This window comes from Streptosporangium sp. NPDC048886 (genome assembly GCF_055586905.1).
The window spans coordinates 71,824-92,161 of record NZ_JBVJHH010000043.1; the positions used below are offsets into that span (position 1 = coordinate 71,824).

The 20,338-nt window shown below is 68.4% G+C and carries 23 protein-coding genes and 1 tRNA gene; 12 read left to right on the forward strand and 12 right to left on the reverse strand.

The genetic code is table 11. The features are described from left to right. The first annotated feature begins 171 nt into the window (after positions 1 to 171). Together ACZ6R6_RS39050 and ACZ6R6_RS39055 are read left to right on the forward strand one after the other, a co-directional pair. Positions 172 to 1,275, forward strand: coding sequence for a sensor histidine kinase (locus ACZ6R6_RS39050; RefSeq protein ID WP_470101974.1), 1,104 nt, complete (start codon positions 172 to 174; stop codon positions 1,273 to 1,275). Next, positions 1,272 to 1,907 (forward strand): response regulator, encoded by a 636-nt coding sequence (locus ACZ6R6_RS39055; protein ID WP_470101975.1) that lies wholly within the window; start codon positions 1,272 to 1,274, stop codon positions 1,905 to 1,907. The genes ACZ6R6_RS39050 and ACZ6R6_RS39055 overlap by 4 nt, the downstream gene beginning before the upstream one ends. Here the strand turns inward: ACZ6R6_RS39055 and ACZ6R6_RS39060 are convergent. Next, a complete protein-coding gene (locus tag ACZ6R6_RS39060; RefSeq protein WP_470101976.1) occupies positions 1,894 to 2,841 on the reverse strand; it encodes an LLM class flavin-dependent oxidoreductase in 948 nt (315 codons plus the stop codon). The genes ACZ6R6_RS39055 and ACZ6R6_RS39060 overlap by 14 nt on opposite strands. Positions 2,842 to 2,916: 75 nt before the next feature. Between ACZ6R6_RS39060 and ACZ6R6_RS39065 the strand changes: the two genes are divergently transcribed. After that, complete coding sequence (locus ACZ6R6_RS39065; protein WP_470101977.1) at positions 2,917 to 3,642, forward strand: helix-turn-helix domain-containing protein; 726 nt, start codon at positions 2,917 to 2,919, stop codon at positions 3,640 to 3,642. Positions 3,643 to 3,786: 144 nt separating this feature from the next. Here the strand turns inward: ACZ6R6_RS39065 and ACZ6R6_RS39070 are convergent, their stop codons facing one another. The 6 genes from ACZ6R6_RS39070 to ACZ6R6_RS39095 all read right to left on the reverse strand — a co-directional run bounded on the left by ACZ6R6_RS39070 (position 3,787) and on the right by ACZ6R6_RS39095 (position 7,239). Continuing rightward, positions 3,787 to 4,209: a hypothetical protein gene (locus tag ACZ6R6_RS39070; RefSeq protein ID WP_470101978.1), complete on the reverse strand. Its 423-nt coding sequence runs from the start codon at positions 4,207 to 4,209 to the stop codon at positions 3,787 to 3,789. Further along, on the reverse strand, positions 4,206 to 4,343 hold the full coding sequence (locus tag ACZ6R6_RS39075; protein WP_470101979.1) for a hypothetical protein: 138 nt from the start codon (positions 4,341 to 4,343) through the stop codon (positions 4,206 to 4,208). The genes ACZ6R6_RS39070 and ACZ6R6_RS39075 overlap by 4 nt, the downstream gene beginning before the upstream one ends. Before the next feature lie 2 nt (positions 4,344 to 4,345). Beyond that, positions 4,346 to 4,966: a hypothetical protein gene (locus ACZ6R6_RS39080; RefSeq protein WP_470101980.1), complete on the reverse strand. Its 621-nt coding sequence runs from the start codon at positions 4,964 to 4,966 to the stop codon at positions 4,346 to 4,348. A gap of 240 nt (positions 4,967 to 5,206) precedes the next feature. Then, positions 5,207 to 5,803, reverse strand: coding sequence for a dihydrofolate reductase family protein (locus tag ACZ6R6_RS39085; RefSeq protein WP_470101981.1), 597 nt, complete (start codon positions 5,801 to 5,803; stop codon positions 5,207 to 5,209). Positions 5,804 to 5,923: 120 nt separating this feature from the next. Beyond that, the gene (locus ACZ6R6_RS39090; protein ID WP_470101982.1) at positions 5,924 to 6,655 is read right to left on the reverse strand and encodes an SRPBCC family protein; all 732 of its coding nucleotides are present in this window, start codon (positions 6,653 to 6,655) and stop codon (positions 5,924 to 5,926) included. Then, positions 6,652 to 7,239, reverse strand: coding sequence for an ArsR/SmtB family transcription factor (locus tag ACZ6R6_RS39095; RefSeq protein WP_470101983.1), 588 nt, complete (start codon positions 7,237 to 7,239; stop codon positions 6,652 to 6,654). The genes ACZ6R6_RS39090 and ACZ6R6_RS39095 overlap by 4 nt, the downstream gene beginning before the upstream one ends. 452 nt (positions 7,240 to 7,691) lie before the next feature. On the opposite strand from ACZ6R6_RS39095, the gene ACZ6R6_RS39100 reads away from it, so the two are divergent. The 3 genes from ACZ6R6_RS39100 to ACZ6R6_RS39110 all read left to right on the forward strand — a co-directional run bounded on the left by ACZ6R6_RS39100 (position 7,692) and on the right by ACZ6R6_RS39110 (position 10,145). Next, positions 7,692 to 8,342, forward strand: a complete 651-nt coding sequence (locus tag ACZ6R6_RS39100; RefSeq protein ID WP_470101984.1) for a class I SAM-dependent DNA methyltransferase — start codon at positions 7,692 to 7,694, stop codon at positions 8,340 to 8,342. 630 nt (positions 8,343 to 8,972) lie between these two features. Next, positions 8,973 to 9,224 carry a hypothetical protein gene (locus ACZ6R6_RS39105; protein ID WP_470101985.1) on the forward strand — a complete coding sequence of 84 codons (252 nt, stop codon included), beginning with the start codon at positions 8,973 to 8,975 and terminating at the stop codon, positions 9,222 to 9,224. Positions 9,225 to 9,806: 582 nt separating this feature from the next. After that, positions 9,807 to 10,145: a hypothetical protein gene (locus ACZ6R6_RS39110; RefSeq protein WP_470101986.1), complete on the forward strand. Its 339-nt coding sequence runs from the start codon at positions 9,807 to 9,809 to the stop codon at positions 10,143 to 10,145. A 594-nt stretch (positions 10,146 to 10,739) separates the two neighbouring features. On the opposite strand, the gene ACZ6R6_RS39115 is transcribed toward ACZ6R6_RS39110, so the two are convergent. Then, on the reverse strand, positions 10,740 to 11,822 hold the full coding sequence (locus ACZ6R6_RS39115) for a protein kinase family protein (protein ID WP_470101987.1): 1,083 nt from the start codon (positions 11,820 to 11,822) through the stop codon (positions 10,740 to 10,742). Between the two features lie 355 nt (positions 11,823 to 12,177). Here ACZ6R6_RS39115 and ACZ6R6_RS39120 point away from each other — a divergent pair, with 355 nt between their 5' ends. The 4 genes from ACZ6R6_RS39120 to ACZ6R6_RS39135 all read left to right on the forward strand — a co-directional run bounded on the left by ACZ6R6_RS39120 (position 12,178) and on the right by ACZ6R6_RS39135 (position 14,433). Next, positions 12,178 to 12,402, forward strand: a complete 225-nt coding sequence (locus ACZ6R6_RS39120; RefSeq protein WP_470101988.1) for a hypothetical protein — start codon at positions 12,178 to 12,180, stop codon at positions 12,400 to 12,402. Between the two features lie 11 nt (positions 12,403 to 12,413). Then, positions 12,414 to 12,749: a transposase gene (locus ACZ6R6_RS39125; protein WP_470101989.1), complete on the forward strand. Its 336-nt coding sequence runs from the start codon at positions 12,414 to 12,416 to the stop codon at positions 12,747 to 12,749. A gap of 82 nt (positions 12,750 to 12,831) precedes the next feature. Then, positions 12,832 to 13,398 carry a DUF4291 domain-containing protein gene (locus tag ACZ6R6_RS39130; RefSeq protein ID WP_470101990.1) on the forward strand — a complete coding sequence of 189 codons (567 nt, stop codon included), beginning with the start codon at positions 12,832 to 12,834 and terminating at the stop codon, positions 13,396 to 13,398. A 609-nt stretch (positions 13,399 to 14,007) separates the two neighbouring features. Next, complete coding sequence (locus tag ACZ6R6_RS39135) at positions 14,008 to 14,433, forward strand: hypothetical protein (RefSeq protein WP_470101991.1); 426 nt, start codon at positions 14,008 to 14,010, stop codon at positions 14,431 to 14,433. A gap of 670 nt (positions 14,434 to 15,103) precedes the next feature. On the opposite strand, the gene ACZ6R6_RS39140 is transcribed toward ACZ6R6_RS39135, so the two are convergent. Further along, entirely contained in the window at positions 15,104 to 15,469 is a 366-nt protein-coding gene (locus ACZ6R6_RS39140) for a DUF5997 family protein (RefSeq protein ID WP_451929038.1), read from the reverse strand. Between the two features lie 54 nt (positions 15,470 to 15,523). Here ACZ6R6_RS39140 and ACZ6R6_RS39145 point away from each other — a divergent pair, with 54 nt between their 5' ends. Further along, the gene (locus ACZ6R6_RS39145) at positions 15,524 to 16,237 is read left to right on the forward strand and encodes a LysR family substrate-binding domain-containing protein (protein WP_470101992.1); all 714 of its coding nucleotides are present in this window, start codon (positions 15,524 to 15,526) and stop codon (positions 16,235 to 16,237) included. A gap of 463 nt (positions 16,238 to 16,700) precedes the next feature. Here the strand turns inward: ACZ6R6_RS39145 and ACZ6R6_RS39150 are convergent, their stop codons facing one another. After that, positions 16,701 to 17,489, reverse strand: coding sequence for a hypothetical protein (locus tag ACZ6R6_RS39150; protein WP_470101993.1), 789 nt, complete (start codon positions 17,487 to 17,489; stop codon positions 16,701 to 16,703). A gap of 222 nt (positions 17,490 to 17,711) precedes the next feature. Next, entirely contained in the window at positions 17,712 to 18,647 is a 936-nt protein-coding gene (locus ACZ6R6_RS39155; RefSeq protein ID WP_470101994.1) for an IS110 family transposase, read from the reverse strand. An 802-nt stretch (positions 18,648 to 19,449) separates the two neighbouring features. On the opposite strand from ACZ6R6_RS39155, the gene ACZ6R6_RS39160 reads away from it, so the two are divergent. Beyond that, positions 19,450 to 19,842 carry a tyrosine-type recombinase/integrase gene (locus tag ACZ6R6_RS39160; RefSeq protein ID WP_470101995.1) on the forward strand — a complete coding sequence of 131 codons (393 nt, stop codon included), beginning with the start codon at positions 19,450 to 19,452 and terminating at the stop codon, positions 19,840 to 19,842. Between the two features lie 61 nt (positions 19,843 to 19,903). Here ACZ6R6_RS39160 and ACZ6R6_RS39165 read toward each other — a convergent pair. Continuing rightward, a tRNA-Ala gene (locus ACZ6R6_RS39165) sits at positions 19,904 to 19,976 on the reverse strand. Between the last annotated feature and the right edge of the window lie 362 nt (positions 19,977 to 20,338).

Sequence of the window (20,338 nt, forward strand, 5' to 3'; positions counted from 1 at the left end):
GACGGAACCGCCGGACTCCCCCCGGCGCCTGCCGGCCCCATGATCACCGCGTGTCCGAAGGATCGGCCGGCGGGTCCGTCTGCCGTCCGGCGGATCCCGCCCGGAGGGCGCCGTGGACGCTCTCCCTTTCGGGAGATCTCCCGCGGCCGGGTGTCCCAATAGAGTCGGCCCATGGATCTGGCCGCCGCGCTCCTGGCGCTCGCCGCGATGACCGTGGCGCTGGTGCCGCGCGTGCCACCCGCGTGGCCGGCCATGGCGGCCGGGGCGATCTCGATCGCGATCACCGCCGCGCATCCGCTGGGCGGATGGCACAGCGACGCTGTCTCCTGGACGCTGGCCGAGGTGCCGCCCCTGCTCGCGCTGACACTCCTGGCCGTCAGACACGCCCCGACCCCTCAGGCCGCCGTCTCGGCCGGGCTCGCGGGAGGCGCGGTCGCGCTGATGCTCGTCCGCGTGCTCTGGCCCGGCGACCTCGCCTTCGCCGTCGGATCCTGCGCGGGCTGGGCCCTCCTCGCGGTCGCGGCGGCGGGCGTCGGCCTCTACCTCCGCATGCTGGACAACGGCCGGCGCCGCGCGGTGGCCGAGGCCAAGCGGACGCAGCGGCTCGTGCTCGCCCGCGACCTGCACGACTTCGTCGCCCACGACGTGAGCGGCATCCTCGTCCAGGCTCAGGCCGCCCAGCTCGCCCCCGGACCGCTCCCACCGCAGGTCGCCGACGCGCTGCGGCGCATCGAGGAGGCGGGTCAGCGGGCGCTGACCGCCATGGACCGGACCGTCCAGATGCTCCACGGAGCCGACGATGCCGTGTCCGGCACGGCGGGACCGCTGCCGGGGGTCGACGGCCTGGCACAGCTCGTCGCCGGCTACTCCCCGTCGGTGCGGGTGGACCTCTCGGTCGATCCCGGGCTGGAGCGGCAGCTCTCCCAGGAGACCTCCGCCACCGTCTACCGGATCGTGACGGAGGCGCTCACCAACGTGCGCCGCCACGCCTCCGAGGCGACCTCGGTGGCGGTCGCCGTCGCCCGCGTGGGAGAGTCGGTCCGCGTACGCGTCACCGATGACGGCGGCGGCCACTCCGAGGCCGCCGGCCGCGGCGGCTTCGGCCTGGTCGGGCTCACCGAGCGGGCCGAGGTGCTCGGCGGTTTGCTGTCGGCCGGCCCCGAGCCGGGCGGCTGGCGGGTCGAGGCGCTCCTGCCCGCCCGTCCGCCCCGGAGGCTCCGGCACGCCGGCGCGCGCGTGAGCCGTCCGACCGCCGACCGTGGAGAGCCGACATGACCACCCGGATCCTGATCGCCGACGACCAGGAGGACGTGCGGATCGGCTTCCGGCTCATCCTCGGCTCCCAGCCCGACATGACCGTGGTGGGAGAGGCCGCCGACGGCCGCAGCGCCGTCGACCTGGCCCGGCACCTGCGGCCCGACGTGGTGCTCGCCGACGTCCGCATGCCGAAGCTCGACGGGCTTGAGGTCACCCGGCTGCTCGCCGGGCAGACCCGGGTGATCGTCGTGACGACCTTCGACCTGGACGAGTATGTGCACACCGCGCTGCGCAACGGCGCCTGCGGCTTCCTGCTCAAGCGGTCGGGGCCCACGCTGCTGATCGAGGCCGTCCGCGCGGCCATGGCCGGCGACACGCTGATCAGCCCGCAGATCACCGTACGCCTGCTGGCTCATCTGCGCGCGCCCGCCGCGCCGCCCGCGCCCGCCGAGCCGTTGACGGGGCGCGAGCTGGAGATCGCCCGCCTGGTCGCCCACGGCCGCACCAACGCCGAGATCGCCGCCGAGCTGTTCATCGGCTCCGGCACGGTGAAGACCCACGTCGCCAACGTCCAGCGCAAGCTCGGCGCGGCCAACCGGGTCGGCATCGCGGCCTGGGCGTGGAGCTCCGGCACCGTCACCGGTCCGTAGCCCGCGCCGGCCGCCGGTCGATCCCGGCGATCAGCTCCAGCTGTTCGAGCTGCCCGTCGAGGGTCGGGGCCGCGATGCGGCAGACCAGGTGCTCCGCGCCCGCCTCCGCGTAGCGGGCCAGCGTGCCGGCCACCTGCTCGGCGGGACCGGCGACCAGCACCTGGATCATCCGCACCGTCTCGTACGGCAGGCCGTAGGTGGCCCGGCAGTAGGCGTCGAGCTCCCGCTCGCCCCGCTCCGCGTCGTCGGTGACCAGCACCGTGACGAACAGCGCCGGGGTGACCGCGTCGGCCGGGCGCCCCGCCGCCCCCGCGGCCTGCCGTACCGACTGGAGACCCGCGCGGTAGTCGGCGGGGTCGGGCGGGTAGGGCAGCCACCCGTCGTAGTGCCGCCCGGTGCGTTCCAGCGCCGACCGGCTCGCCCCGCCCAGCCAGATCGGCGGCCCGCCGGGCCGGTAGGACGGCGTGGACTCGGGCAGCTCGTCGAAGTGCAGCACCTTGCCGTGGAAGGACCGCTCGCCCGCCCACAGCGCCCGCCACAGGGCGACCGTGTCGTCCAGCCGCGCGAAGCGGCGCTCCCACGGCACCTCCGACACCGCGTACTCGATCTCCGACCGGCCGGGGAAGCCCGCGCCCACGGTGACGGCCAGCCGTCCGGCCGACAGGTGGTCGATGGAGGCCAGCTCCTGCGCGGCCGTGACCGGACGGCGGAAAGCGGGCAGCAGCGCCGCGGTGCCGAGCGTGACGCGTTCGGTCACCGGCGCGAGGGCGGCGAGCATCGCCAGCGGCTCGACGCGCGCGCCGAGCAGGGTGTCGTTGGCCCAGACCGAGTCGTAGCCGAGCCGTTCGGCGTGGACGCCGAAGTCGACCAGCCGCCGGGCGTCGTTCCACTGACTCTGGTTGGTGGGGAGCAGGACCCCCAGTCGCGTGTTCATGGAACGGATCGTGCTCCCGGCTGTGAATATCAACAATTCCCTCAAGGGAATCGACGGACCCAGCAGACTGGGAGCGTGGACTTCTCTCAGACCCTGCGTGCGACCCGGCAGCGCCGCCACCTCAGCCAGCTCGACCTCGCCCTGCGCGCCGGCACGACGCAGCGCCACCTCAGCTTCATGGAGAGCGGCCGTTCCCGGCCCGGCCGGACCATGGTGGTACGGCTGGGCGAGTCGATGGAGCTGCCGCTCAGGGAGCGCAACGAGCTCCTGCTCGCGGCCGGTTACGCCCCCGTCTACCCGCAGACCCCCATCGACGACCCGAGTCTGGAACACGTGCGCACCGCGCTGGGGCACATCCTGAGCGGACACCTGCCCTACCCCGCGATCGTCGTGAACGCCAGGCACGAACTGGTGCTCGCCAACGACGCGTTCGGCCTGCTCACCGAGGGCGTCGCCGAGCACCTGCTGCGCCCGCCGGTCAACGTGCTGCGCCTCTCGCTGCACCCGGAGGGCCTGGCGCCGCGCATCGTCAACCTGGCGCAGTGGGCACGGCACATCCTCGACCGCATCCCGCGCGACGACCTCCACGACGAGCTGTCCGGTTACGTGCCGCACGTCGCGCCGGGGCCCGAGCATGTGGGCTTCGCCGCCCCCATGCGGCTGCGCTCGGCACGCGGCGAGCTGCGGCTGACGACCACGATCACGACGTTCGCGACCGCGCTCGACGTGACCGTGGCGGAGCTGAAGCTGGAGGCGTTCCTGCCCGCCGACGCTGCCACGGCGGCGCTGCTGGCGGAGTGACGGTCCCCGCTCGCCATCGGCGGGGCGGGAGAGCCGGCGGTCCATGATCGCCATCGGCGTGGCAGGGGAGACGGCGGCTCTCGATCGCCCGGCCTTGACGGCTGTCTATCGTCCGACCTTGACGGCTGCCTACCGCCCGGCCTGTCAGGCGCCGGGGAACATGTAGTCGGTGGCGATGCGGCCGTTCCCGTCGAGGACGAGGACTTCCAGACCGCCGCCCACCGCCGCACCGCCGCCGGCGGGGACCATCTCCCAGTTGAACTTGACGACGTCGTGGAGGCGGATGGCGTTGTCCACCGGCTGGAAGACGAACTCCCCGGGAGCGACGAACTTCTCGTAGCTGCGGGTCACCCGGACTTCGAGCTCGTCGTGCCCGTGCGCTTCGAGGGTGGTGGAGTCGAAGCCCAGCCCCGCGGCGATCTCCCGGATCTCCTGGGGCGGCTGAAGGATCTGACCGCCGTCCTCGGCCCACAGCTGCTTGATGGCGCTGCGGCGTAGCTCGGCGTCCGGCTCGTTCCACAGGGCGACGTAGCGGCCGGCCAGGTCACGAGCATCGATATAGGTCACTGCTTCTCCTTGGCGTGCAGGTCCGTGTCCCTCCCAAGCTTGTGAGAGGGGCCGCGGATCAACAATTCCTCGGAGGGAATGGCGGGCTCCACCCGGTCGGCGTGCCGGACGCCCTCGCCCGGCACGCGATCCACGGTCAGCTCCAGGTGGCGCGCCTGAGCACCCCCGACAGCCCCGGGGTGTTCCAGACGTCCACCACCAGGATCTTCGACGAGGGCAGGAACCACTCCCGCTGGGTGAAGCTCGCCGTCCGCCGGGCGCCGCTGTTTGTCACGCACTGATTGGGCCAGGTGGTGTACTTCGCCTTGTGGCCGGGTCCGACCTGGCGCAGCCCCGTCGAGGAGGCCTTCTCCCCGGGGTACCAGCTGGTCTTGGCGTCGAAGGGGCAGGACACCACTCCGCTGAAGGGGTGGAACTGCCTCTCGCCCGTGTAGGTGATGAAACCGCCTCCGACCGGGACCTTGGTGATCGCCCTCGGGCCGAACACCCAGAAACCCCGGCAGTTCGCGGCGAAGGGCTCCGGCCGCTTGCACTTCCCGGTCACCACCACGACGCGGTCCCCGTCACGGTGCGCCTTCCACCCGGCGGGGAACTTCAGGTTCATCCCCCGGAAGGAGAAGACCTCGGCCTTCGAAGCCGACTGGTCCAAGGAAACCGCGGCCACCGGTGATCCCGGTGCGGCCGAGGCCGCGGCCGGTGCGGCGAGTACGGCGGCGGCGGCCAGGCCGACGGCGAGGGAAGGAGATCGTTTTCTCATGCCGGGAAGCTACCGGCCCCCACTTGCCGATCTCTATGCTCTCGGTTGCGGCCCGGTGTCCCCGGCCGGATGGCCCGGCGCACCGGTGAAGTCCTCACGGGCCGTGTCGCCGGCCTCCGGGGGTGCCGTGGCGGTCGAGCTCCCGTCGGATGAACGGCCGCCGGGCGCGGGGCGTCACGCTCTGACAGCGCCACGGCAGCGCCCCGTCCGGGGCGGCGCCGACGGCGCCGCCGACCCGACCTACTTCTCGGCGACCGGCCGGTAGGTGCACACGTGCACGCCCGTGCCGCTGGTGACCGTGGAGACCAGCTCAAGCGTGCGCAGCGCACCGTCATCGGGGAAGATCGTCTTCCCGCCGCCGAGGATCACCGGTTCGATCATGAGTCGGAGCTCGTCGACCAGGCCCTCGTGCAGGAGGGTGCGCACGAGCGTGGGGCTCCCCATGACCAGCAGGTCGCCGCCGTCGGTCTCGTGCAGCTCCCGGATGCGGGCGACGGCCCCGTCACCGGGGATGCGTGTGGTGTTGTCCCACGTCAGCTTGTCGTCGCCCAGCGTGTCGGACACGACGTACTTCGGTATGGCGTTCATCTGGTCGGCGAACGGGTCGCCGGCTCGCCCAGGCCACGCCGCCGCCATCGTCTGCCACGTGCGGCGCCCGAACAGCAGCGCCTCGGCACCGGTCATCGCGTCGCCGAAGGCACCGCCCACCACCTCCGGGTCGAAGAACGGGTGCGACCAGCCGCCGTGGGCGAAGCCGCCGTCGGTGTCCTCGCCGGGTCCGCCTGGCGCCTGCACGACGCCGTCCAAGCTCATGAACTCAATGATCACGATGCGCATGGGTCTCGCTCCTCCGGGGTTGTTCCGCTGATTCGGGGTTGCGCTGCTGGGGATTCGGGGTTGCGCTGCTGGGTGGGACCGCGTTGCCGGGCTCCGGCACCGCTGGTCGGGACCGGCCGGTCAGCCGAAGCGCTCGGCCGTCCAGGCGTCCCACGCGGCCTGCTCGTCGCGGCCGGCGAAGTTCTGGTGGCCGAGGACGAGGGCGTCGCCGCGGGCGGTACCGGAGTGGATGAACCGGTACAGGCCCTCGTCCGTCCGGATGCCCAGATTGACGGGCAGGTTCGCGTAGTAGACGACCCCGGCGGAGCCGTTCGGGAGCCGGACGCCGTCGCCCTCGCCGACGTCGGGCGTGACGCCCAGCGACTCCGTGACGGTCTTCCAGACGGCGTCCGGGCCACCCGCTCCGGGCCGGACGACCGTGGTGACCGACGGGGTGCGGCCGGTGAAGTATGTGAGGTACTGCTTGAGGGTCTCCAGGTAGATGGGCCAGCCGGCCTTCATCGCCTCGAACTCGGTCTCCCAGTCGTCGCCGAGCATGCCGCTCTGCACGAGCCGCAGCACGGTCGTGCCGCCGCCGCGTCCCTCGACGAGGTATTCCACCGCCATGAACCGGCCGTCGGGGGCCTCCGCACCGCGGGTCGCGAGGCGGGCGCCCGGCTCGTAGGCGGTGATCGTGGCCTGCTCGGTGTGGCCCATCATCGTGAGGCCGGCCGGACCGCCGACGGACGTGCCGAGCTCGGTGCGTCCCATGAACCAGGAGTCGACGCCCGGCCCGGTCGCGATCGCGTCCCAGACCTGCTCGGGAGTGGCGCCGAGCTCGATCTCCTGGCTCAGCTCGAACGGGTGTGTCATCGGGCTTCCCTCATGCTCGGATGGACGGCGACGACGATCCGGTGGTCGCGGCCGTGCGCGGCGGACTCGTCGTGGTATTTGGACACCAGGGCCGTGACGGCCCCGGCGAGCTCCTCGGCGAACGCGGCCCGGTCGGCGGCCGAGGCGAAGCGCACCTCGCCGTCGATCGCGAAGGTCGCGACGCGCTTGCGCGCCTGGGCGGCGCCGGTGATGAGCGCCCCGACGTCGCGGACCAGCCGGGCCGCGACGGCCAGCAGCCAGCTCGCCGACAGCCGGTCGGGGGAGCGCGCCGGGTCGGGCTCGACTGACGCCAGCGCGGTCGGAGAGATCACGTAGGAGGCCGCGGTCGCGCGCATGATGCGCTCGTTGACGTTGCCCTTGCGCCGCTCCTCGATCATCTCGATGAGCCCGTGCGCCTCCAGCGTCTTCAGGTGGTAGTTGACCTTCTGCCTGGGCAGGCCGACCCTGGCGGCCAGCATGGTCGCGGAGCCGGGCTCGCTGAGCTCGGCCAGCAGCCGGGCCCGGATGGGGTCCAGCGAGACCTCGGCGGCGGCCGGATCCTCGATCACGACGATGTCCTGCATGACCGCAGGCTATGACCGACAAATTTTCTTGTCAAGAAATCTTTGTTTGCCGGTGGACCGGTCTTCCCGGCTCGGGTCCGGGCGAGCCCCAGGAGTCGGCACCGGTCTCGGATGGTCGGCACCGGTCTCGGATGGTCGGCGCCGGTCTCGAATGATGGCGCCGCCGCAGGTGAGGAGGTGGCGATGGCGGCGCGGGTCGGAGGAATATCTCCTCGTCGGCCGGGCGGGCGCCTCCTCGCCAACCGGGTGGGCCTCGCCTCGCCGGCCGGACAAGTGTCCCCCCGCCGGCCGAGCGGGCCTCTCCTCGTCAAGTGCGCCCCGGCTGGCAGACCAGCCTCCGCCGCAGACCGCGAGCCGGTGGACAGGCATGATCGTCGCGGCGGCCCGCACGTGGCCCGGCGCCCTGCGCAGCGACCGCCCACAGTGCCGAACGGGCCCTAACATGGCCACCCATGACCGAGCCGGACTTCCTCACCGCCACCCGCGCCGCCTACGACAGCGCCGCCGTCCGCTACACCGAGTTCATCGGCGAGCGCTTCCACTCCGATCCGCTCAACAACGGGATGATCCCCGTCTTCACCGGGCTGGTCCGGGCCTCCGGCGACGGCCTGGTGGCGGACGTGGGGTGCGGCCCCGGCCATGTCACCGCGCATCTCCGCTCCCTCGGCGTCACCGCCTTCGGCGTGGACCTGTCACCGGAGATGATCGCAATCGCCCGCGACGCCCATCCGGAGCTCCGCTTCGAGGTGGGGCTGATGAGCGCCCTTGAGGTGGAGGACGCCTCCCTCGCCGGACTCCTCGCCAACTACTCGATCATCCACACCCCGCCAGAGCGGCTCCCTGGAACGCTCGCCGAGTTCCACCGCGCGCTGGCGCCCGGCGGTCACCTGCTGCTCTCCTTCCAGGGCTACGACCACCCCACCGAACTGGCGGAGGCGTTCGACCACAAGGTGTCCCTCGCCTACCGGTATTCGCCCGACCGCGTGGCCGAGCTGCTGCTCAAGGCCGGGTTCACCGAGGTGGCCCGGCTGATCGTCGCCCCCGGAGAGGACCCCCAGCGAGGCTTCCCGCAGGCCCACCTCATCGCCCGCCGTACGGCCTAGCCCTTCAGCTCCTGCCGCTCACCGCCGCAGGGGCGTCTGGCTCGTGTCGCTCGAAGTCCTCGCCGGAATTCCTCCGTTCTCGGGGGAACCGGCGGAGACGCGTCGCGGCGCATCGAGCCGGCAGGCCACGTCTCGGGCGAGACGCCTTCGAGGTATGCGGCGATCTCCTTGGCGGCCTCCACGATGTCCACCGGGTAAAGGCTCTCGTACTGCATGCCGTCATGAAGTGCGGGCTCAAGATCTCTGAATGCGCTTTCCGCGCCTCCCTTCCCAGGATTCCGCCAACGATGTCGCCGATTTCCTTGCCTGCCATTTCCGTCCCTGTGGCGCCACACTGAAACCCCCGGGGAAGTGCCGTCCAGGATCCCACCGGCGACATGAATCCGCAGCCCAAAGGCCGACGGCAGCCAACTGGGGCGTAATGCCGTATTTCTCTGTGGATGCGGATAATTACATTTATGTAGCGATGAAGCAGAAGTAACTTTTTGCCGCCAGCTGGGAGATTTAACCTGACAGCGCGATTAGTGTGAGTGATGTTCAGCGCCGCATCGGCGTATCCCGGGACCCGGAACCGACGCTCGTCATCCCCGTCAATCGGGGTTCGGTCCTCACCTCAGGGAGTGATCTCTGATGCTCAAGCGTTTGCTCTTCGCCGTCGCGCTCGCGGCGTCCACGCTCTTCGTCACCGGAACCGTCACCGGAACCGTCACCGGCACCGCGCAGGCCTCCGCGCCGAGCTCCTGCGCGTCGGCCCGGCACGGCACCCTCATCTCCCCCAACCCCAACCTGTGCAAGTGGAGAGATGACGGCTGCTACTACTGCTACAGCTACAGGGACGCAAGGTGGGACCAGCAGTACTGCAACGGCGGCTCCGATGGCTAGCCGCCTCGGCGACTAGCCCCGATGGACAACGGCAGCCCGGCGGAGCACCGCCTCGCGGGGCTGCCCCGCGTACGGAGGAACGCCTCGCGGACCCAGCCGCTGTCCCGCGCCGGGCAACACCGAGGCGCCAGGGTCGCTCAACCCTCGATACGCCTCGCGTAGTTCTACGGCCCCCGGCAGATGGCGCGTTTCGATGGCACCGACCACCTCGCGCGCCATCCGGTAGGTGGACGGCACCAGCACACCGCCCGTCATGGTCGTGCGGGCAAGCCGGCCGGCCTCATCGAGTCGATCAGTGACCGGAAGCGCCGGAGCAAGTCCGGGCCGGACCCCGGTCGCGCCACCCGGCCTTCCCGCGCGGTCGCCTGGATGTAGGCGGAGCCTGTGCGCGGTGCGATCACCTGCGCCCCTCGGGTCAGGGTCAAGGCGCGGCGGCAGTCGCCGACGGTGACCGCCCGCCATGCCTGTGTCTCCAGGCACCACGAGGCGATCTCGGGATGCTCGGCGTGCCTGGCCAGCTGGGCGGTTGCCGGAAGCAGGGCGCACGATATGGACCACCATGGGCACCGGAGGTCTCCTGCGATGCATCCCGCCCGTTCCCCCCGCCGGCAGCGCATGACTGCGGCCACCAAGTCCGCGCTCGTCGTCCTGAGCGTGTTAACCGTTCTCTACATCTGCGTGACGCAATTATGTTTCGAGACGTTCGAGGTCGATCCGGCCACTGTCAGCGAAGTGCGCAGTATCGACAGGGTCTTAGCGCAGACCAAACATGAGTTCTACCATGACGGCACCACCAACGTGGATTATTTTTTGTTTATCGATGTCGGATCCCCGAACTTCGAGGAGGCACGAGCCACGGCAAGCGACCGCCTGCAACAACAGGGCTGGAAGGTGACCGGAAGCGCTACCGACTCACCTTGATGGAGTCGACCGACTGGGAGCACACAAACCTCGAGATCGACTCATTTGAGAATTATCATTCTTACGGCGACCCCCTGGATTCGCACATAAAGGAAAAATACGGGAAGATCAAGCCAGGAAGAATGCATATTCAATCGTGTCCCTGACCCAGGTGGAGTAGAACTTAAGCGCACTGCACCACCCACCAGCCTCCCTTCGGGCATACGCATTGCCATGCATAGGGCTGCCACCCAGTCCTGCTCCATGACGACCTCGGATTGTTTCGGCTGTCGCCTGGGGCGGTTGAGCGCGTGGACGGCGCCGGCCGCGACCGGCCGAAGAGCCGCAGCACGGCCGGCGGCCGCCCGACGCGCGGCGAGGCCCCGCGGGCGGATCGCCTTCGAAGACGTGGAGACCTTCAAAGACATGGAGAAAGGTCTCATCCGGCCGAGCTTCGAGCCACTGACCTGGCCCGACACCGCGCTGAGGGTGCCGCCGAGGCACCTGGAAATGCTCATGTATCAGGCGGTGTCTGCCTGCTTAGAGCTCATTGCAGGATGAGGTTCATGACCTGTGAAGGCAGATGATGTCGCAGGTGATCTATATCTGAACCGATCAGCCGGTGCCCCGGTCTCCGAAGGCGGGATATCCCGGCAGCGGAGCGACCGCCCAACCTCCGGCGACCTTCTGCAGCAGCAGCCGCATCGTCTCCGCGAGTGCGGGAAACTCCTCAATCGTGCTCGCCATCTCCCAGCGATGCCTCAGCAGTTGCCGTCTCGTCGGGACCGGTCGGCGGGTCCGGTGAAGCGGCCCGTCCTCCAGGGTGCGCGGCAGCAGCGCCACCGTCGCGTCCACCGTCCAGACCGCGGTCGCCCGCCGCATCCCGGCCTGCCATACCGCGTCCTCGGCCAGCGCGGGATAGACCGCCACGATTTCCGCGCGGAAGGCCTGCTCGATCTCCTCCGCCAGCCCGGCCGGCAGTCTGAAGACGCACCAGCAGGTGGAGAACGGCATACGGCAGTATGCGGCCGTCAGGAAGACCGACTGGAAGCAGGCAGCCTCGAAGTCGATCAGCCGCAGACCCTCGGGGGTAAGCAGGTTGTTGTCGGGGCAGGTGTCTCCCGGAGTGAACGCCGGGTATTCCTTCCCGACCGCCGTCCCGATCTCAGCCAGCTCCGCCGCCAGTTCTCGCGGCACGGCGATTCCGGCCCCGGTGAGCAGCGCGAGTAGATCGGCGGCGTTCTGCTCGATCCACGGCTCGTCCTCCCACGACGCCATGCCCTTGTCGTATCGGAGGCGCAGCTGCGCGAGATCGGCGCGCCTGTGCACCGACTCGGCAGCCAGTCGCCCGAGCCCGTGGGCCCAGGCCAGCAAGCCCTCTGCGGCGGCTTCGGGGTCGTCCCCGAGCAGCACGTCCGCCAACGTCGGCGCGCCCCCGAGATCCGCCATCACCAGTAGCGGTACCGCGGCGTCCACGCCCAGTAGCGCAGGTCCGGCCAGTCGCAACGAGAGCCCGGCCGCCTCGGACGTGAAGGAGCGCAGTGCCTCCGGCTCGTTGGGGAACGACTTGACGATCACGCTGCCGCCGGCGGCCGTCCGGCAGCGCAGCACGGTGCTGCGGGTGCTACCCCCCAGATCGACCGGATCGAACAGCTCGGTATCCAGCAGGGTGCCTGCAGCGCGCAAGATCAGATCCACCTCGGCATCCTGCCACTGCCGGCCAGGACATCGCCCCTGCTTATCCGACTCGCCGGTTCCGTTTCGAAACGATCGGTCTCTCTTCCGCGACAAGTGCCGGCTACCTCTCTGCAGCCTTCCTGGCCGAGGTTCCTCCTCATCGGCGACGCTGACGGAGCTGCCGAGGTTGGGCACGGGGTAGACCTTGACAGTTGCCCAACGTGGAACGCCCGACGCATGCTCACGGTCGTGAGCAGTCTCCCTGAGCCCTTGCCCGAATTCTTTGACTGCGGCTGCCCGGACGTCTACTACTGTCCGCGAGTCGGTGGGATCGAATGCCCTCGACACAGCGGCTTCGACGTCTGCTGCGACGCGCTTGGTCAGCATCTCCCTCCAGCTGCCCGCTCACGCTGAAAAGGGGGACCTCCAGAAGGAGCCGCCCGACGGCCTCACTTCCGAGCCCGAGGACCACGGGCTCGGACGCTCGCGTGGCGGCCTGACCACCAAGCTGCACCTGGCCGTCGAACAGGGCCAGAAGCCCATGTCCATCGTGATCACGGCCGGCAGCGTGGGGACTCTCCTCAGTTCGAGCCCGTACTGAAGAAGATCCGGGTGCATCGGCTGGGGCCCGGTAGGCCCCGCACCCGGCCGGACCGGGTGCGGGCCGACAGGGCGTACGCCTCCCGCAAGAACCGTGCCTACCTGCGGCGTCGTGGTATCCGCTGCACCATCCCGGACAAGGCTGACCATGTCCGCAACCGCAAGAAACTTGGCTCCCGCGGCGGCCGTCCGCCGAAGTTCGACAAGACCGATTATCGCGAGCGCCACGCGGTGGAGTGCGGGATCAACCGCCTCAAGAGGCATCGCGCGGTGGCCACCCGCTACGAGAAACCCGCCGTCCGCTACGGAGCGACCGTCCTCGTCGCGGCCATCAACGAGCGGCTGTGACCAGCACTTTCGCAACCGGCTGCGCGGCCAGTGCGAGAAAACGGCTCGCGAGGCTCATGGGACGGATGGCAGGGTGCGGCGCATGGCACCCCAATATCAGATTCGTGCCGACTACGACGCTCGCACGATCGTGGTCTACCAGGCGTACGCGCCTGCCATCGCCGACGCGGCACTGCGGGCAGGTCGCTTCGTTACACCGTTCTCATTCCACAGGATGACGTGGATCAAGCCGTCGTTCATGTGGCTGATGCACCGCAGCAACTGGGCCCGCAAACCCGGTCAGGAGCGCGTTCTCGCGGTCCGGATAACGCGTGAAGGCTGGGAGGATGCCCTGACCCAGGCCGTACTCACGACCGCAGACCCAGCGGCCGTCGCCGAGGCGGCCGTGCATGTCCAGTGGGACCCGGAGCGCTCGCCGCGCGGGGCGGCGCTTAACCATTACAGCATCCAGGTCGGCATTGGCCGCCATCTGATTCGCACGTTCACCGACGACTGGATTGTCAGTCTCACCGACCTCACCCCGCAGGTCCGCAAGGCTGCTTCCCTGATACAGACTGGGCATGCCGCAAAAGCCCAGCGGCTGTTCCCCACGGAGCGCGCCTACCCGCTGCCTCGGGCACTGGAAACCCGCCTTTCCTCAGGTGGGTGACCACCGACTGCCACGAAACCAGGCCACACCGCACCGATTGACACCGGACATCGATGAACCGACCCCTACCAGCACTTTCGCCACAGGCCCTTACGAAGCCCCCGAAAGAGCCGTGAAACGGGTGAGACCGGTGGTCGAAGCGATTTTCGGACGGCGGTGCGTCGCCAGAGTCGGCGAGTGAACTGAGTACGGTGGGCGCGTGGCGCGGCTACGGGCCGGGGCGCCGCCGGCCGGGACCGGCACCCACGCCGCACACCCGGGCGGCGTGCGGGCGGAGAGCCGGACGGCGACGACGCTCCGCGCCGCCGCCTTGACCCCTAGCCGCCGCCTTGACCCCTAGCCGCCGCCTTGACCCCTATAGGAACAATTCGGCGAGAGGTCCCGTGTTGCCTCGTGTTGCTCTCTCGACACCATCCGGGGGACGTCAGCTCAGCAAGCGACAGGCGGGGGTCCCTACAACTTGCCGACCAGTGGGATCCAAGCAGGCTCCGTTAGAGCAGGGGCATGAGTGGTGAGATACACCCCCGGAGCCGGCGGGAGAGCCCCGTGCCTCCACCGGAGCGCGAGAAGCGGACGGTTCCCCTTGACGCCTCCCTACCCGACGTGTGTGTGCACCAGAAGACGTGCTTCGCGCTGTACGTCCAATCGGAAGACGGTGTGGGCTGGCTGCTGGGCGGACTGGCGTTCCACTGGGCGTTGTACGGGATCCTGTGGACGGGGGTGATCTGGTGGTGGGGGCCGCTGGGGCTCGCGCTCATGCTGGCGGTGACGCTCCCGCTCCTCCTGTTCTCGTCTGTGATGTACCGCAGGCAGGGGCATCGTGGTTGGTGCTGGGCGCTGCGGTCGCTGGACTTGGCGGAAATCTTCCCTGCCGTATTGAAGCCGTTCAGCTGGATCGAGCAGTTCTTCGTGTGGATCCTGTGGCCCTTCCGTCGGCTCTGGCACCTCTTCGCCTGGATCTGGAGGCTCTTGTCCGGACTGGGAGATCTCTATGCCTTCAGGACTGAGCAATCGCCAAGGCTTGTCCGCCCGTGATCTTGACCTCGGATCCTTCGACGACGCGAAGCGGCCCGCCCCCGGCAGGGGAGCAGGCCACGATGACCTGTCAGAACTCGACCGACGAGCGACAGCGAGAGGTGGCCCGCAAGTTCGACGACCTCGCCCGTGGGGCACTCAGGGAGGGATCGGGCACACAATGGGCACGGAGGCCGGAGAAGACCGAAGGAAGATCGAAGCCCAGGTTGCGGAAACGTGCCTGACCTGGGCTTTTTCGTGCCCTGAGGAGGGCGGAGCCTAGGAGATTCGAACTCCTGACATCCTGCTTGCGAATCGGTCTGATCATCAGGGGAAACACCCACGACCTGGGCGAGAGGCAGTCCGCGAGTCACCATGACTGACCCTTGTTGACCGCCCTTGACGGCTTGCCAATGGCCCGGCGATCACGTTCGCGACCTGCGGCAGCGTGCCATGCGCGGCCCGCCTCTTGAGGAAGTACGGGCATGTTGAGGGAGTGCGGGCATGCTACTTGACCTGGACGGATGCATTTTCGGCACCCGTGATGCCGAGCTACGCCCCGGGCCGGCACGTCCCGGTCAGCCACGGCGCGGTGGAGCCGCTCACGCGCCGGGCCGTGCTGGAAAGACTCAGCGGCCGGCCCAAATGACGGCGGACCGAACCGGACCAGATCGCCACTTCCATCGGCTGACTAGCGCTGCTTGAGGCGCTGCGCCTCCTTGCGCACCTCGGCCTGAACCGACCGCTCGCGCTTCAGCCACTCGGGGTCCTCCGCCTTGATGGCGTCGATCTCGGCGGTGGTGAGCGGCCCGGTGATGCCGCCCCTGGCCAGGCCCGAGTTGGAGATGCCCAGCTTCACGGCGACGACCTGCCGGGGGTGCGGCCCGTTGCGCCGCAGATCGGCCAGCCATGCCGGCGGATCGGCCTGTAGCGCGTTCAGCTCATCCCTGGAGACGACTCCCTCCTGGAACTCGGCGGGAGTGGCCGAGAGGAGCACACCCAGCTTCTTGGCCGCGGTCGCGGGCTTCATCGTCTGAGTGGTCTTGAGCTTGGTCATGGTGTCAAGGGTATGGCGCGAAGCCGCTTTCCCTGACACCGGTACCGTGAGGAGGTGACTGACAGGGAATTCCGGCTGGCTTACGTGCCTGGGGTGACGCCCACCAAATGGGTCAACGTCTGGGCCGAGCGTGTGCCCGACGTGCCACTCGTCCTGGTCTCCGTTGCCGCCGCCGAGGTGGTGAAGTTCCTGCACGACGGCGGCGCCGACGCCGGGTTCGTGCGGCTGCCCGTGGACCGCGAAGGGCTCAGCGTGATTCCTCTCTATGCCGAGACCACCGTGGTCATGGTGCCGAAGGATCACATGGTGGCCGCCGCCGACGAGGTGACTGTTGCCGATCTCGCCGACGAGGAGGTGTTCCGTCCGATGGACGACACCCTTGAGTGGACGGCCCTGCCCGGACTGCCGGCTTTCACGCGTCCGGACACGACGGTGGAGGCGATCGAGCTGGTGGCGGCGGGGGCCGGGCTGCTGCTGGTCCCACAGTCGCTGGCGCGCCTGTATCACCGCAAAGATCTGACCTACCGGCCGGTTGTGGAGACGCCGCAGTCGCAGATCGCGCTGGCCTGGCCCACGGAGGCGACGACTGAGCTGGTGGAGGACTTCATCGGCATTGTCCGTGGGCGTACGGTGAACAGCTCGCGGGGCCGTACCCCCGCGCCTGCCCCGGGGAAGGCCCGGAAGCAACCGCGGAGTCCCGCTCCGGACGGGTCGGGTCGCCGGGGCGCGCAGACCGGCCGGGGCAGGAAAGGCCGCCGTCCCCGCTGAACCGTGTAGCGCTTCAAAAGTCGTTGTAGGGCGCTTGACCTGCGGATCGACCTGATGCGGCGGTACAGGCAAGATCGGTTCTCGTGTCTCTCCGTCTCCTGCATCTGATCGCGCTCCGGGCGTTCGGCTGGCTGGTGCTGCTGGGCCGAAGCGAGGCGGCCTGACGAGCAGGCCGTCATACCGCTGGAAGACCGGATCGAACACCGGTAGGTGCTCGGCGGGCTGATCAACGAGTAACGAATATCGCCGAGCCGCGTAGCCACTCCGGAGAACTCCCAGCTCAAGCCCTACGCAGTGGATTTAAAAACCAGTAAAGAAACTCTGAGCCATCCACGATCGGCGTCTATGTTGATGGCTAAGTACTCCAGCCGTAGATCGTGACCTTCCGTCTAAAGCGCCCTCGTGGGCACCCATGCGTCAGGACGCCTTGGCCGTTTGGAAGGGAGACGGCGGTCTCAGACCTCTACCAGTCCGAGGGCGTCGCTACATCATCGGCGGAAGGAGCCGCGATGTCGGTTTCGGCGCCCCAGCCGGTGAGACGAGCATCAACGACATACGAGATGCGGACGTCACCATTTTCGGAGAACGGTTCGCTCCACGAACCCCAGGCTCTGCGCACCAGCTGGTCCTCGCCGAGCCAGAGCCGCCAGGAGATCTTGGCCTTCGCGGCCTTTCCGGTGGGCTTCTCCATGAGTCCGAAGGGGAATCCGGGAGAGGCCTTGTAGAGCTGACCGAGGGTGATCGCTCCCTGGTAGAGCGTGGTGTGCGTGCCGTCGTAGATGCCCGCGGGGCGTTTGACCTTGGTGGTGGCCAGCACCGTCTTCAGCATCACCGGATCGGCGAGCTTGATCCAGTCGGAGCCCAAGACCGGCCGGATCTCGCTGTCTTCGTTGAGGAGCCAGCTTTTGCCGTCGGGCAAGTGGTCGTCCTGGATGTACTGGCGGCCCTCAATGATGATCTGCCGTATGGGGTCGGTCCAATTTCTACGGTCGGAGTCATATGTCATATCGATGGCCCTGATCTTTCCCTTGCCGAACTCGACAACGGCCTCAGTCCAAAAGTGCTCCTTCTCTCCGCCTGTTGTGAAGGTGCGGACCTTCGACATCTTCACACCCCGGTTTTCGACGAGCTGGCGCTTCAGCGCGTCGATCGGGTCGGCCGAAGCGGCCTGGGCGTTCGCGGTAGTACCGAGTCCAGCCACCACCATCGGGACAACCAGCATGACGGCCGGCGCAGCGACCCATCGCCTCATCTGAGGACGTCCTCCCGTTCGTGCCCCACACAGCGAAGGGCTGCAGCGTGATCTTTACACCCTGACATCTCGCGCCAATCACGGCGCTTCGCCACCAAGCCAGTTGCTCCGGGTGACAATCAGCCAGGTGATCGCCGCCGGAGTGTTGTTTCTGGGTGACAACCGACCTTCAGGTACCCCCACCAGCAACATCACGCTCTCGGCTGGAGTATTAGGTTTAGATCACCAGGGCGATGCCGTTGTCGGCGAGTTCTTCGGGGGTGAAGACCGCGCTGGTGTCGTCGGCGAGTTCGGCGCTGTAGCCGATCTCGTGCGGTTGGCGGGGGCCTTGACCTCGGTGACCTCGATGGGGTGGCCGTTGGCGTAGGCCATGGTGCGGCGGATGATCAGGAGGGCCTCGGCGTAGTCCATGCCCAGATGGGCGCGTTCGTCTTCGTGGGCGATGCGGGAGGTCGTCAGGGTCATCCACCGGATGGGGCCGTGTTCGCGGATGAGTGACTGGTAGAAGAAGCCGGGTCGCTTGCGGTACTGGGCGAAGCGCTTGGGGTCCTCCCAGTCGGGGAGCATGTCGGCGTTGGCGTAGGAGTTGATCTCCAGACGGGCCGATGCGCCGTGGATGGTCGCGGTGTGGCCTCGGTGGAACATGCTGCGGCGGTGGATGACGGGGTGTCCGGTGCGGACGCCGAGCATGATGGTGATGTCGCGATTGGCGGTGATCTTCTCGCCGGTGAACAGCGGGGCGTCGGGGTCGGCGTCGCGTAGGGCCAGGTCCCAGCCGAAGGCTTGGATGTCGGGGTGGTTGCCGGGGGCGGCCAGGTCGGGCCGGTTCTGGTGGCTGATGAGGATGGCTTGGCAGTCGGACTTCTTGCGGGAGACCGCGTGCCTTTCCCGGTAACGGGACGCGCCGAACGGGTTGATCGCGAACACCGGGCGGCCCGAGGCGCGCAGGCAGGCCACCAGCAGACCGTGAGGCGTTTCGATCGCGACCGGGATCATGATGTCCACATTGTTGTCCACCTGGGCGAGCATCTCCAGTAGTTCCTGATAGCCCTGCACGGTCTCGGTGATGCGCCGTCGGACGATCACCGTGCCGGTCTCATCCACCAGTGCGATGTCGTGGTGGTGTTCGGCCCAGTCGATTCCGCAGAAGGCTCTCATGGTCACCTCCGCTGCATGCGGTTGCTTGGCTGCCCTGTGGCGGAGTCATCCGGCGCCCTGATGACAAGGCTCAGTAGGCCTATCATCCGATGAGCCGTTCGTGACTCCAGCGACCCGCGCAGGCCCCGATCTTGTCGAGAGCCGGCCGCTCACCAACGAATGAAAGGGGTTCGCCTTGCGCGGGCGGGCTCAGATCACGGTCTACCCGGCGGGCGCGCCCCCATCTGGCGGTTCGGGGCACCGGCACCAGCCTCAGCCAAGAGACCTCGAAGATCCTGGAACGAAAAAGGCATCCAGTCCCGCGACCGTACCGGGGAACGCGCCCACACCGCCATTAGGAACGAAGTCCCGAATCGCCGATCGCCCCCGACCCCGTACGGAGATCAGCCCGCATCAGGCGATCGTGAGGCTGGTACCGGTTTCAGCGCCACATCACTGTCTTGAAGACAACACCTGTCGTGGGATCGGCGGTGGACAGCGTGGGCGAGGGCAGGCAGGCTGATCATACGGCGATGAGGGAGAGATCATGAATTTCAGCGCCTCGGGTGTGAGCGTGCTCTTTATGCTGCTTGGCGCTCTCATTCAGTTCCTGGTCATCTACTTCGCCGTACGCCTGGCGCTAACGCATGACCGTGAACGTTCCGAGCGTGGTTGGCCGCAGAGGTAGCGCCCTCGGAGAGCGAAGCGGCCGACGCCAATGCGAAGCACTCCAAAGGGGCCGTGAAACGGCCGGGGCCAGCAGCTGAAGCGATCTTACGGACAGCGGTGCAGCCCCGGTGCGGAGGCGCGGCGCGCCGCCGCCTTGATCATCGAGGACCTGCGGGCACACGTGAAGGACTTCACCTGGGATGGCGACGAGGGACTGATCTTCGCGGGGCCGGATGACGGGCCGCTCCGCAACACCGACTTCAACCGGCGTGTCTGGGCTCAGGCGCTCGTGGACGCGGGCCTTCCAAAGATCTACTTTCACGACCTGCGGCACACCGGAAACACCCTCGCCGCGAACGCCGGGGCGCCGATCCGGGAGCTGATGGAACGCATGGGCCCCTCCAGCACGCGGGCAGCGATGATCCATCAGCACTCGACCGACGAGCGGCAGCGGGAGGTGGCCCGCAAGCTCGACGACCTCGCCCGTGGGGCACTGAAGAAGGGATCGGGCACGCAACGGGCACGGGAGCGGAAGAAGGCCGAATGAAGATCGAAGCTCAGGTTGCGGCAATGTGCCTGACCTGGGCTTTTTTGTGTCCTGAGGAGGGTGGAGCCTAGGAGATTCGAACTCCTGACATCCTGCTTGCAAAGCAGGCGCTCTGCCAACTGAGCTAAGGCCCCGAGATTCAAGCCGTTGGCCTGCGCACCTGCTCCGCATACGGCTTGCTTCAGTCGTACACCGTAGCAACATGACCGGCTTGTGCGCCACTCGGCCCCCGGCTCCGTGCCGTGGCGGGCCGGAGGTCTCGCGGGCGGGGCCGCATTCCGCGTTATCCACCACCCATTATTGCAATTTAGTGCTCTTCTTTATGTCTATGAATTTCCCGTTTAAAACGGTCCAAATTCTGCTACTGAGCTTGAAAGGCTGGTATTACGACGGGGTCGGCTTGTGATGGCCTGCGGCAATCGGCTATCCCGGAGGTATGAGGTATGCCGAGGGTGGCGGGCTGACCGCCGCGGAACGCGACCGGCGGGAGCGGTTG